The sequence below is a fragment of the Ekhidna sp. genome (genome assembly GCF_963691765.1).
Classification (GTDB): Bacteria; Bacteroidota; Bacteroidia; order Cytophagales; family Cyclobacteriaceae; genus Ekhidna.
The window spans coordinates 2891011-2903639 of the sequence record NZ_OY829375.1 but is presented as its reverse complement, the minus strand read 5'-3'; the positions used below and the strand labels follow the sequence as shown (position 1 = coordinate 2903639).

Here is a 12629-nt window from a genome sequence, read left to right as displayed (position 1 = left end):
TTATCTAATTATGTCTGTAGATAACGCTTTTTTCTTGTAGCGTCGATTCAATAACGGGTAGAGGAGCACAGAGGTTAGGATTAAAAGTGTTCCTAGGTAAAAACCCGGGCTCATTTCCTCGCTGGCACCGAAAATAATCAATGCCAATATAATACCATACACAGGCTCTAGATTTACGACTAGATTAATCGAAAATGCCGATAATCGCTTCATAAGTTCAACAGATATAGAGTACGCATATACGGTACAAACTATGGCAAGAACTGAGAGGTAAATCCAATCTTCGATCGTTGGATTCAAAACCAAATGATCGACAAAAAAACCAGTATAAATTGGAAAGAATAGTGCAGTAGCAACACATGCACCAATCATTTCATAGAATGTAATTACGTATGGATCATAAGTCTTAGTTAGCCTTCCATTTATAACCGTGAAAACCGATGCAATAAATGCGGAAAGGACAGCTGTGAGAAGTCCAGATAAATAATCAAACTCAACATTGAAGATAACTCCAATCCCAACAAAGGCAATGATGCTTAGCATTACCTCAAATCCCCTTATTTTTCTTTTTTGCGAAAGTGGCTCAATCAAACTTGTCCATAGCGAACACGTTGCCATTCCTGCCAAACAAACTGATGCGTTTGAAATTCTTGCAGAAAGAAAGAAAAGAATCCAATGTGCGGCAATTAAAACGCCCGTGCCAATGATTATCAAAAAGTGTTTTCTGGAATTAATGGAAAGGGATTTTTTACCCAATTTTAATACTATCCAGAGTCCAATTGAAGCAATTAGCGTGCGAAAAAAAACAACCTCAACAGAGGGAATATCTATAAGCAACCCTAATATGGCAGTAAACCCCCAGATCAGTACAATGAAATGAAGAGTTAGAAAGTCCTTCTTTTCCTGGATCATCGTGGCACTGTTTTATACAACAATATTGCTACAACAGAAAAGATGATGTTAGGCATCCAAATTGCCAAAATTGTGTTCATTGATCCAGCTTCCGCAATAGCTGTTGCTAAAATGAAAGCGATTATAAATGCAAAAGCAATTACAAAGCCTAATGCTATCTGAAATCCTGTTCCTTGACGGGTTTTTCTTGCTGATACTATCACGCCAATAGCCATCAAAATAATAACCGTAAAGGGAGACATATATCTGACATATTTTTCAATTTGAAAGATATGCACATCATCTGCACCTCGAGATTGTTGCAAGACAATATGACGATTTAACTCACCCATTGTCATTGTCTCCCAGATTCGATCCTTGTTGCCAAAATCCTCTGGTGAAAGATTCAACAGCGTATCTATTTCTTTGCCCTCAGTTATGATTTCTTTGCCTTCAATTACTTGACGTCTTTGCCAACGCTTAAGTGTCCATCTCCCTGTTGTATCCCAGCTAATTTGACGTGCTGTGATTTTATCTACCAACTCTGTTCCCTTAATCGTCTCCAATGTTACGGAAGACCCCAGATCTCTACGGACATCATATCGGTACATGTAGATATAGTCTTCCAGACTATCCCGTTCTGCAATTTTTATATGGATGTGCTTGTCTGTATTGTAAAATGGGTCTTTTAAGTACTTAAGTTCAAACTCTAGCCTGAATTTATTTGCATCTGGGATTACATAGCTATTTAAGTAAAAGCTAGCCGCTCCAATCAACACTGCAGCAATCAAATATGGATAGAGCATCCTTTTAAAACTAATCCCACTAGCCAGAATCGCTACAATCTCTGTCTTAGAAGCCATTTTTGCTGTCACAAAAACCGTGGCAATAAAGACGGTAATAGGTGTAAGCAGGCTAGCTATATATGGAATGAATGATAGGTAATACTGCCATATCAGATCAGCTCCTAATTCATTCTTAATGAAATCATCATTTTTTTCCGTATAATCGATTACACAAATGATTAGCTCTAGCAATCCAACCACAAAAACGAATGTGATAAGAATCTTTTTTAATATGTACCAATCGAGCTTTTTCATTTATAAAATCAGAGGCGCTGGCTTACTTTTTTCACCATTGAATCCTTCCAAGTTGCGAAGTTATCATTAAAGATTTGCTTTCGTGCCTCTCCTACTAGCCATAAGTAAAAAGTAAGATTTTGGATGCTTGCAATTTGTGCGCCAAGAATCTCATTACTTGTAATTAAATGTCTTAAATATCCCTTAGTATAAAAGGTACTAGTATATCCTCCTAGCTCTTCATCAATTGGACTAAAGTCATCTTTCCACTTTTCGTTACGAATATTGATAATTCCCTGAGTGGTGAATAGCATTCCGTTTCGAGCGTTTCGTGTAGGCATTACGCAATCGAACATATCCACTCCAAGAGCAATACACTCCAAAATATTGGCAGGAGTACCAACCCCCATTAAATATCTAGGTTTATCGTGAGGCAAAATTTTGCAGACATGATCCGTCATTTCATACATATCTTCAGCAGGCTCACCCACAGACAACCCACCAATAGCATTCCCTTCGCGGCCTTTGCTTGCAATGTATTCTGCCGACTGAGTTCTTAAATCCTTGTAAACACTCCCTTGAACTATTGGAAACAAAGTCTGATTGTATCCATACTTCCCTTGGGTTTCATCAAAGCGATTGATGCAACGATCCAGCCATCGATGTGTCATATGCATGGATTTCTCAGCATAGTCATATTCACATGGATAAGGTGTGCATTCATCAAATGCCATTATTATATCAGCACCGATTGTACGCTGAATATCCATAATAGATTCTGGGGTGAAAAAATGTCTGCTCCCATCTTTATGTGACTGAAAATGAACTCCTTCTTCAACTATTTTTCTATTGTCTGCTAACGAGTATACTTGGTATCCGCCACTATCCGTAAGAATAGGCTTATCCCATCCATTGAATTTATGCAACCCTCCCGCAGACTCAATCACATCTAATCCAGGTCGCATATACAGATGGTAGGTATTACCTAAAATAATTTGCGCCTTAATATCTTCTTTCAGCTCCCTTTGATGAACGGCCTTCACTGTTCCAGCTGTTCCTACAGGCATGAATATAGGTGTTTGAATTTCACCATGATCAGTCTTGACCACTCCTGCTCTTGCTGAAGATTTAGTATCCTTCTTTAGTAATTCGAATTCCATTGGCCCGCAAAAATAATCTTAAATACACTGCTTAAGATGTATTTCAAATTCGTATTCGTTTTCAAGAAAGGTTTATTTACTTCACAAGATGATTATTGCGCTTTGGTGTCTTTTTACAGTCTTCCATTTAGGAATGACGATCTCATTGGCCGCAGCCTTTAGAAGATATCGTCAGAGGGATAATCACGAAAAACCGTTCATATCTATTATTGTAGCTGCTCACAATGAAGAAAAAAATCTGAAGGTTTTGTTACCAATGATTCGGAATCAAGCCTACGAAAATTATGAAATTGTACTAGCACTGGACCGAACGACTGATTCAAGCTTAAAATACCTTCAAAACCTTAATGATGATAAAATCAAGGTTATAGAAATAAAGGATATCGAAGAAGGTTGGAATCCAAAAAAGTATGCGCTTAAATCTGCTATTGAAAACGCTACTGGAGAGTGGTTGATATTCACGGATGCTGATTGCCAACCATCATCAAAGACCTGGTTACAATCCATCACCAATCAAATATCTACTCGTACAGATATCATCATTGGCATATCCCCATATAAATCTTACTCCTCCTTCCTTTCACAGTTCATTCAATTTGAAGCATTTATGACTGCATTTACATATGCTGGCAGAACATTATCAGGAAAGCCATATATGGCAGTAGGACGAAATATGGCCATTAGAAAAACCTTTTTTATTGAATCCAATGGCTACGATGACATTCATTCCATTCAAGGTGGAGATGATGATCTATTTATTCAAAAAAATGCGTCAAAGGAAAATATAAGAATTCTGTTGGGGGCAGAAAGTGTGGTTTTTACGGAACCAGAAAGGTCCTGGAAAGACTATTGGAATCAAAAAGTGAGGCACCTATCTGTAAGTAGCTATTATAAAAAAACAGACCAATTTTTGCTTGGACTAAACCACTTTTCGCATCTAATTTTTATTGTTATGCTATTTTACTTCACCACTCACTCATTTTTCTTGCCAATGCTCCTTTTTTACCTATTTATTAAATTAGTGAGTTATAGATTTGCCTCGAGTAAAATGGAAATCAATATTAACTATATATTGCTTCCACTCGTTGACATCATATATGCAGTATCAATACCAGTGATTGGTCTGTGGTCAAAACTCGAAAAGGACATTAAATGGAAGAACTAAATCGTCAGTTTTCTGATAAAGCTCTAAGGGACTTTAAGCTTATCGACCTTGCAACTGAAGGTAATGATGAGGGAGCTTATGCAGAGCTTATGCAGAGATACAAGAAGCCTGTATATCATATGATACTGAAAATGGTCAGGAATGTCGACGATGCAGAAGATCTAACCATTGAAGCATTTGCTAAAGCGTTTAAAAACCTAAGTAGGTTCAAAAAGGATTACACATTTAGTACATGGCTATTTAGAATCGCTACCAACAATGCGATTGACTTTATCCGCAAGAAGAAATTAAACACTTTCAGCCTAAATAGTACTTTCACCGATGATAGTGGTGAGTCAGTAAACATCGATGTGCAGGATAAAAACTTAACTCCTGACGAGGAAACCATAAAAGATCAAAAGATTGAATTGGTTCGAATGTTTGTAGATAAGCTTCCAGCTAAATATCAAAGGTTGGTAAAGCTTCGCTATTTTGATGAGCTTTCATATGATGAAATTGCTAAAGAGCTAGAAGCTCCTTTAGGGACAGTAAAGGCACAATTGCATAGAGCCAGAGAGCTTATGTATGAGCTAGTAAAGGATAAAAAGAAACATATCTAGTTGATCTCTCCCGATATCATTGAGAAGTATTTTCCTGAACTAACAGAAGTTCAAAAAAATCAGATAGAACAGTTATTCCAACTCTATGAAGATTGGAATGCAAAAATCAATGTTGTTAGCCGAAAGGATATAGACCAACTTTATGAACGACATGTCTTACATAGTCTTGCAATAGCGAAATTCGCAACGTTTACAGCTGGATCTCGCATTTTAGATGTTGGTACCGGGGGAGGATTCCCTGGAATTCCATTAGCCATACTATTTCCAGAGTGTAATTTTCATTTAGTTGATTCAATTGGAAAGAAAATAACGGTAGTTAATGAAGTGTCTAGTGCTATTGGACTTCAGAACCTTACTGCAGAGCATCAACGCATGGAAAAAGTAAGAGATAAATATGATTTCGTAGTTTCCAGGGCTGTTGCACAGACAAAACAACTATTTATTTGGGCTCATCAAAAAATAAGCAAGGAGCAACGAAATGATCTCGATAATGGAATGATCTTGCTCAAAGGCGGTGATTTGACTACTGAAATGAAGGAATTTGGAAGAAGATATATCGAAAAAGACCTTTCTGACTTCTTCACTGAAGATTTTTTCGAAACTAAGAAGATAATCTACGTACCTATAACTTAACCTTCAAAAAATTTAAGGCATAAAAAAAGCCCTCTCAAATAAGAGGGCTTTTATGATATTGTTTACTCTTAGAAGTAAAGAGTGAATCCAACGTTAAGTCCAAATGCGCTGTACTCATCGCTGTTTCCAGTTCCTAACTCATAAGTCAATGTAGGCTCTACAGCAACATTGTCAGTTAAGAAAGCAGCATAACCAGCTGAAATAGGAATGATTCCTCCTCTGCTGTCAGAAAGCGCGTTGTATCCAGCCTCAGCGAAGATTGCATCAGAGATGAAGTATCTTCCGAAGATTCCGAAAGAAGAAGCTGAAGTACCATCAATACTTAAGTACTGAATGTTAAGTCCTGCAGCAAGACCATCTGCTAAGAAGTAACCACCTTTAGCGTTAAGTTGGAAAGTAGAGAATGAACCTCCACCGTTATCTTGAGATACGAAACCTAAGTTAGAAGAAGCTCCAACTAAGATACCTCCTTGCTCAGTCTGTGCATTAGCTGCAAAACCGAAAACTGCTACTAGAGCGGCTGTTAGTAATAATTTTTTCATAGGATTAATAAATAATTTGGTTGTACAATGGGTGCAATATAGGCATACCTAGCGAAGTATGAAATACCATGATGTGGGTATTTTATCCGCTTATGTAATTAGCCAAATACTTCCCTCATTATCAAGGAGATACATTTTAGAAAAAAAACTGTGTTTTTAGGCCATATTTCACCTTTTTAGGCTGGGTTGCTATATTTAGTGTGAAATCGAGACCTAAAACACAGCTAAATATGAAATTGAAGTTTTCTTATCTTTTTATGACTTTTTTCATGTTTTGACTGCTTTTTGTGTCTTAAAGGGATAGAAATAGAAAATATAAAGACCACAATACCCCTTAGATATTACATTAAAACTTCAACCAAAAGCTAGTGAAAAGAAAAAAGATTGCTGTTTTAACTGGTGCGGGAATAAGCGCTGAAAGTGGCCTAAAAACCTTTCGAGATTCTGATGGACTTTGGGAGGGTCACGACGTGACACAAGTTGCCACTCCGGAGGCTTGGGTGAGAGACCGAGCATTAGTACTTGAATTCTACAATCAACGACGTAAACAGGCGCAAGAAGTACAACCGAACCCGGGACATGTTGCACTGGCAGAACTAGAGGATCATTTCGAGGTTGTAATTATTACACAAAACATTGACGCCTTACATGAAAAGGCAGGAAGCACTAACGTACTTCACTTACATGGCGAAATAAGTAAGGTAAGAAGCACCCTCGACCCAGAGTTAGTTTATGAACTAGAAGGTTGGGAGCTAAAGGAAGGAGATAAATGCGGCAAAGGGTCTCAATTAAGACCACATATTGTCTGGTTTGGGGAAGCCGTGCCTATGATGGAACCTGCTATGCAAGAAGTTCTTTCTGCGGATATTTTTATCGTAGCTGGGACATCTCTTGTAGTATATCCAGCTGCTGGCCTGATAGACTTTATTCGACCGGAAGTACCTAAATTTATTGTTGATCCACAAATTCCATCTGTAGCAGCTAAAGAGAACTTTCATTTTTTTGAAGAAGCTGCTAGCACTGGATTACCAAAAGTGAAGAAACAACTGATAGATAATTACCTATGAGCAAACAGACCTTAGAAAAGTTTTACTTGGCATTTCAGTCACTCGATGCCAACAAGATGGCGGAGTGTTACCATTCAGAAGCTGTCTTTAATGATCCTGCTTTTCAGAATTTAAATTCAGAAGAAGTTAAAGCCATGTGGGCTATGCTCATCCAAAGGTCTGAAGGCAAATTAGAAATCACGTTTGACTCTGTGATCGGTGACGACGATATGGCTCAGTGTATTTGGGAAGCCAAATATGAATTTTCAAAAACAGGCAATCCTGTACACAACATTATTCACGCCTCCATGGAATTCAAAGATGGACTGATAATCAGACACACTGATAAGTTTGATTTCTGGAGATGGTCAAAAATGGCATTAGGCACGCCTGGTAAACTCCTTGGTTGGTCTCCTGTCCTAAAGAATAAGGTTAGAAAAATGGCCAGAGCATCATTAGATAAGTATATGAGCGAAAATTAGTTTTCGTCAAGCAGTACTTTAAGAAGATCTTTATTTTTACTTTGGCTCATTCCCAACCAATCTAGCGTAGATTGATAGAAGATATTGTCTAAATCTGTCTGTGGAAGATCCATCTCGGTAATAAACTTTCCAATTTCTAAATCACCAAGTGGGAATGGATAATCTGATCCAAGACAAACTTTTTCAGAACCGATTAGATCTATTACATATTTGAGATATGTAGGATCATGGGTAATGCTATCCACCCAAAACTTCCCTAAATATTCCCTCGGGTTAACATTGTTATGAACTGCCACTAAATCAGGTCTGCAGTTAAAACCGTGCTCTAATCTCCCAATTGTTGCAAGTAAAGACCCACCCGCATGAGCAAAGCATACCCTAAGCTTTGGGTAGCGCTCAAACACTCCTCCAAATATCATTGATGCAGCGGCTCTAGCAGTTTCGCCAGGCATACCAACTAACCACGGCAACCAATACTTTTCCATGTACTCTTTCCCCATCATTTCCCAAGGGTGTACCAAGATTGCCATATCTAAACTTTCACATGCCTCATAAAATTCAAAGAATCGTGGCTTGCTTAGATTGTGATTATTAATGTTAGATCCAATTTGAACTCCAGGAATCCCCAATTTCTTGAGTCGTTCCAATTCCTTTATGGCTAATTCAGGATCTTGCATGGGGACAGTGCCAAGTCCGATATAATTTTTTGGATGTTCAGCCACCACTTCTGCGATGTGGTCATTCAAAAACATGGATAAATCAAGGCAGTCGTGGGCATCTGCCCAATAGCTAAACATTACCGGAATGGTACAAATCACTTGAAGCTGAGTGTCAAATTTTTTATACTCTTCGATACGAAGCTTCTCATCCCAACAGTTTGATTGAATTTCGCGAAAGAACTTATCTCCTTTCATCATTCTAGCTGCTTCTGGTTTATGGTGAAGCAGATGAATAAAATCACCATAGCCAAATTTCTCAGCAAAATTTGGAATACTATGCGGAAGGATATGCGTGTGCATATCAATTTTCAAACTAGTCTGATTTGCCATGCTACAAAGTTACAGAAATTACCTATGGGCTTTTGCAGTATTTAATAATCATTTCACTGGCTTGGCTCATGCCGAGATTCTTTGCTTTCTCCAAATACTGACATGACCTATTATACTCTTTCAAGCTTAGGTAGGACATTGCTGCATTAAACCACACGTTCTCGTAGCTTGAATCAATGGACAGGTATTGTTCATAAAAGCTTATCGCATCTTTAAATCTTTTTTCGTGAAAAAAGGAATTGCCAATTAAATAGAATGCTTCGGTTCTGCTTGAATTTAACTTCATGGCTTTTACGAGATCTTGTCGTCCTTGTGCGTGGAGTCCAAGTCTTATTCTTGCCTTTCCACGGCTTAGATAAGCTAAATCATCCTTGGAATTAACCCTTAAAGCTTTGGTATGATACGCTATGGCTTGTCTGTAATCACCGCTTTCATAGGCATTAGCGCCAACAAGGTTTAGCATTGGAGCGAATTCTTCATTATCCAAAAGTGATGGAGGTAGCTGAGTTGTTTCATCAAGAATTGCAAGGTTATACCAGGCATGATAGTTAGCAGGCTCCAATTTAATTGCTTCCTTAAGATCTGCGATGGCATCTCTCTTTCGCCCCATCTTTGAGTATAGCTGAGAGCGGTTTACATAACAATCAGCGATGGTATCATACTTAAAGGCTGTTGTGAAGTCTGCTAGAGCTTTATCCCAATCCCCCAATTTCTCATAAGCCATTCCACGATATTGATACACCTTACCTGTCATGGATTGGAGTGTAGTAATAAATGACCCTTTTGAACCAGAAGGATCGCTTCCATAATACACCGCCCGAGTTTCTGAGTTCTTCTGGTTGTCAATCACGTAAGAGAAATCTTTTATCGCCTGCTCGGTACTTGCCGAATTATAATAGATCAACCCTTTCTGGAAGTATGCTTCAAGATTAAACTCATCTTTTTGAATGACAGCTTCATAATCTGCCAGCGCTCTTAGATCCTTATTTGCAGCCTCATGAATCATTGCACTCAAAAAATAGTCTTCAGCTGATGGTCGTCGGACTAAATTCTTGTTAATGAAATATCGCGCTGAATCCAGATCATTCTCATTGAAATTTGCTCTGGCTTGATCATAATAATCCTGTGCTAAAAGCTGAGCAACAGAAAAAAGAAAAAGTAATATTGAGGCCGCTCTCATAAGGTTTAGCTGTTTCTTTAGAAACGCACCTTAGATAGCGTGGGTTATAGCACGCGTTGTATCTGCATGCTACTTTCTTTGCTAAGATGGTCAAACTTCCCAGATTCAAATTTGTAGAAGCTAATGGCCATGACCAAAAATAGACCCGTACCTTCCGGAATAATTCTGTTGTCGATAGAGATCATTCCCGTCATCGGCTCTGTAGGTATTTTCAATAATGGAAGCATTGAACTTTCGTATGTCCCATACTTTCCATGAAGGTCTTTGTTAAGAGGCTTATATCCTCCAGCTTTCTGATCAAATTGATAATCGGAAAGCGCAATTAACCTTGCTGTAATTTTAAAATTGGTTGCCCCTTTTGGGCTTTTAAATGTTTTCTCAGGCACAAACGCTGGGAAATGAAGAATCACCTGACCTCTTTGAGACCCTGGCTTCACAAAATACTTTGCTCCAAATATCTTTTCGTAAGGTGCTTTAGAGTTAAACTCGAATCCGTTTAACAAATGTCCATGCTTGCTAAGAAATAATGGACGAGTCCCAGTCTTGCCCTCTTCCATCTTCGCAAGATTTCTGAACTGAGCAGTTAATTTCCCAGAAACATAGGTCTCGCAAATTTCTGACATCCCTGTGGACAATGACTGCCTTAAAGTCTTTGCCATCATGGAGGCCACACCAAATTCCTTTTGATTATTTCTAAGCTCTTTATATGATGCTTTCGTCTTGATTTGCCTTGCAGTAGGTCCTCCCTTTTTTGCTATGATCTCTCGATCGATTCCTTTTAGTTTATATCTTCTGTATCCTTTTGGAAGTTCCATTTCAATTGGAGTTCGTGGCGAATCTTTCATTATGCTGGTTAGGTTTTAGATTGAAATTAGTTCACTCGCTTTGGTTAAGGGCAGATGAAGATAGTGAATTGACCCGTAACAACAAAATTTTAGATTCAGGAATACCTTAATGAAACCAAATGCTAACCCCTGAAAACTATACACTTATGAAATTGCCTTTTAAGAAATTTCTTATAACGTAATTACACTTTAATTTTTTTACTATTCCGAGTTGCCTTAGTTTCGATTGCAATAGAAAATTTTGAACAGATGAGATTTTTAAAAATTTTACTCCTAATTGTTTTTGTCGCATGTCAACAATCACAAGTATATACACCTAAAGAACCTGAAGTAGGGCCCTTAGGTGAAAAAGTGATGATATCCTCTGCTCATCCTTTAGCTACTAAAGTTGGCGTTGAGGTACTCAAGAATGGTGGTAACGCGTTTGATGCCGCTTTAGCCGTCAAATTTGCTCTCGCCGTTGTATTTCCTAGAGCTGGCAATATAGGAGGCGGTGGATTTGCCGTCTGGAGAATGAATGATGGTGAAATTGGAGCGCTAGACTTTAGAGAGAAAGCACCGTATACAAGTAGTAGAGATATGTACTTGGATGAGGAAGGTAACGTGATAGATGGCTTAAGTCGAAAAGGTCACAAAGCTGCTGGTGTACCAGGGTCTGTAGACGGTATTTTAAAAATGCATGAAAAGCACGGTAGTAAACCGCTACAAGAACTCATCCAACCGGCTATTAATCTTGCTTATTACGGTTTCTCAATTACCCAAGATCAAGCAGATGAATTCAATGAAAAACAAGAAGTTTTTGCAGAAGTAAATGGTGATGAATTTTTCCTTGTTAAAGAACAACCATGGCAAGATGGAGATACTATAAAGTTTACTGAACTCGCCAGTACACTAACACAAATTAGAGATAGAGGTCGAGAAGGTTTCTATGGTGGAATTGTTGCTGATCAAATCGTGAAGGAGATGCAAAGAGGTGGGGGCTTAATTTCAGAAGAAGACCTTAAAGACTATTCCTCAAGATGGAGGGATCCTGTCTTGGGAATGTACCGTGGGCACAAAATTATCTCCATGTCGCCTCCGTCAAGTGGGGGGATTGCCTTGATACAACTACTTCAAGGAGCAGAGCAGTATAATATCTCTGAGATGGGACATAATAGCGCTGAAACCATCCACCTTCTAACGGAACTTGAACGTAGAGTTTATGCAGATAGAGCAACCCACTTGGGAGATCCAGATCATTATGATGTTCCTCAGGACATGCTTCTAAACCCTGAGTACAATAAAAAGCGATTTTCTAATATTTCATTAGACAAGAAAACTGATTCACAAAATATAAAAGAAGGTGAAGTAGAAATTATAGAAAGCGTAGAAACCACTCATCTCTCAGTTGTTGATGCTGAAGGTAACGCGGTATCGCTTACCACAACTCTTAATGCATTCTTCGGATGTAAAGTATATGTACGGGGAGCAGGCTTTTTTCTAAACAACGAGATGGATGATTTTAGTGCTAAGCCAGGTGTCCCAAATATGTTTGGATTAGTTGGAGGTGAAGCCAATGCAATTCAACCTGAAAAGAGGATGTTGAGCAGCATGACTCCAACAATTGTGGAAAAGGATGGTAAGTTGAAAATGGTAGTTGGGACTCCGGGTGGTTCAACTATAATAACATCTGTCTTCCAAGCTATAATGAACGTGATTGATCACGGAATGAGCATGCAAGATGCCGTTAGTTCCACAAGAACACACAGCCAGTGGTTGCCAGATAAAATTCTAATAGAAGAACGCCCAATCGATCCTAAGGTGATTGAAGAACTTGAAAAGTTGGGTCATTCAATTGAGAGCAGAAAATCGTGGGGACGTATGGATTGCATCCTTGTAAGAGACGATGGCATGCTTGAAGGTGGTGCCGACTATACCAGAGGTGATAATTATGCCGAAGGATTCTAGCAACAAATAAT

General features: G+C 38.5%; 13 protein-coding genes. 6 read left to right on the top strand and 7 right to left on the bottom strand.

The features are described 5' to 3' along the window. Genes ACY650_RS13205 through tgt form a run of 3 tightly spaced genes read right to left on the bottom strand, consistent with a single transcriptional unit; the run spans position 1 to position 3130 of the window. On the bottom strand, positions 1 to 912 hold the full coding sequence (locus ACY650_RS13205) for a DMT family transporter (RefSeq protein ID WP_462248102.1): 912 nt from the start codon (positions 910 to 912) through the stop codon (positions 1 to 3). After that, a complete protein-coding gene (locus ACY650_RS13200) occupies positions 909 to 1991 on the bottom strand; it encodes an LptF/LptG family permease (protein WP_462248101.1) in 1083 nt (360 codons plus the stop codon). The genes ACY650_RS13205 and ACY650_RS13200 overlap by 4 nt, the downstream gene beginning before the upstream one ends. Positions 1992 to 1999: 8 nt before the next feature. Continuing rightward, the gene (gene tgt, locus ACY650_RS13195) at positions 2000 to 3130 is read right to left on the bottom strand and encodes a tRNA guanosine(34) transglycosylase Tgt (protein WP_462248100.1); all 1131 of its coding nucleotides are present in this window, start codon (positions 3128 to 3130) and stop codon (positions 2000 to 2002) included. Positions 3131 to 3218: 88 nt separating this feature from the next. Between tgt and ACY650_RS13190 the strand changes: the two genes are divergently transcribed. From ACY650_RS13190 to rsmG, 3 genes are read left to right on the top strand one after another with little or no spacing between them, the layout of a single operon-like run. Further along, entirely contained in the window at positions 3219 to 4295 is a 1077-nt protein-coding gene (locus tag ACY650_RS13190) for a glycosyltransferase (RefSeq protein ID WP_462248099.1), read from the top strand. After that, the gene (locus ACY650_RS13185) at positions 4283 to 4894 is read left to right on the top strand and encodes an RNA polymerase sigma factor (protein ID WP_462248098.1); all 612 of its coding nucleotides are present in this window, start codon (positions 4283 to 4285) and stop codon (positions 4892 to 4894) included. The genes ACY650_RS13190 and ACY650_RS13185 overlap by 13 nt, the downstream gene beginning before the upstream one ends. A gap of 3 nt (positions 4895 to 4897) precedes the next feature. Then, positions 4898 to 5527 (top strand): 16S rRNA (guanine(527)-N(7))-methyltransferase RsmG, encoded by a 630-nt coding sequence (gene rsmG / locus ACY650_RS13180; RefSeq protein ID WP_462254411.1) that lies wholly within the window; start codon positions 4898 to 4900, stop codon positions 5525 to 5527. 68 nt (positions 5528 to 5595) lie between these two features. Here the strand turns inward: rsmG and ACY650_RS13175 are convergent, their stop codons facing one another. Continuing rightward, positions 5596 to 6069 (bottom strand): hypothetical protein, encoded by a 474-nt coding sequence (locus tag ACY650_RS13175; RefSeq protein WP_462248097.1) that lies wholly within the window; start codon positions 6067 to 6069, stop codon positions 5596 to 5598. A 368-nt stretch (positions 6070 to 6437) separates the two neighbouring features. On the opposite strand from ACY650_RS13175, the gene ACY650_RS13170 reads away from it, so the two are divergent. After that, positions 6438 to 7136: an SIR2 family NAD-dependent protein deacylase gene (locus ACY650_RS13170; protein WP_462248096.1), complete on the top strand. Its 699-nt coding sequence runs from the start codon at positions 6438 to 6440 to the stop codon at positions 7134 to 7136. After that, complete coding sequence (locus ACY650_RS13165; RefSeq protein ID WP_462248095.1) at positions 7133 to 7597, top strand: nuclear transport factor 2 family protein; 465 nt, start codon at positions 7133 to 7135, stop codon at positions 7595 to 7597. The genes ACY650_RS13170 and ACY650_RS13165 overlap by 4 nt, the downstream gene beginning before the upstream one ends. Here the strand turns inward: ACY650_RS13165 and ACY650_RS13160 are convergent. The 3 genes from ACY650_RS13160 to ACY650_RS13150 are packed head-to-tail and all read right to left on the bottom strand — an operon-like array spanning position 7594 to position 10671. After that, positions 7594 to 8646 (bottom strand): amidohydrolase family protein, encoded by a 1053-nt coding sequence (locus ACY650_RS13160; RefSeq protein ID WP_462248094.1) that lies wholly within the window; start codon positions 8644 to 8646, stop codon positions 7594 to 7596. The genes ACY650_RS13165 and ACY650_RS13160 overlap by 4 nt on opposite strands. Before the next feature lie 22 nt (positions 8647 to 8668). Then, a complete protein-coding gene (locus ACY650_RS13155; protein ID WP_462248093.1) occupies positions 8669 to 9826 on the bottom strand; it encodes a tetratricopeptide repeat protein in 1158 nt (385 codons plus the stop codon). A gap of 44 nt (positions 9827 to 9870) precedes the next feature. Further along, positions 9871 to 10671 (bottom strand): hypothetical protein, encoded by an 801-nt coding sequence (locus ACY650_RS13150; RefSeq protein WP_462248092.1) that lies wholly within the window; start codon positions 10669 to 10671, stop codon positions 9871 to 9873. A 249-nt stretch (positions 10672 to 10920) separates the two neighbouring features. Between ACY650_RS13150 and ggt the strand changes: the two genes are divergently transcribed. Continuing rightward, positions 10921 to 12618 (top strand): gamma-glutamyltransferase, encoded by a 1698-nt coding sequence (ggt, locus tag ACY650_RS13145; RefSeq protein ID WP_462248091.1) that lies wholly within the window; start codon positions 10921 to 10923, stop codon positions 12616 to 12618. The last annotated feature ends 11 nt before the right edge of the window (positions 12619 to 12629 follow it).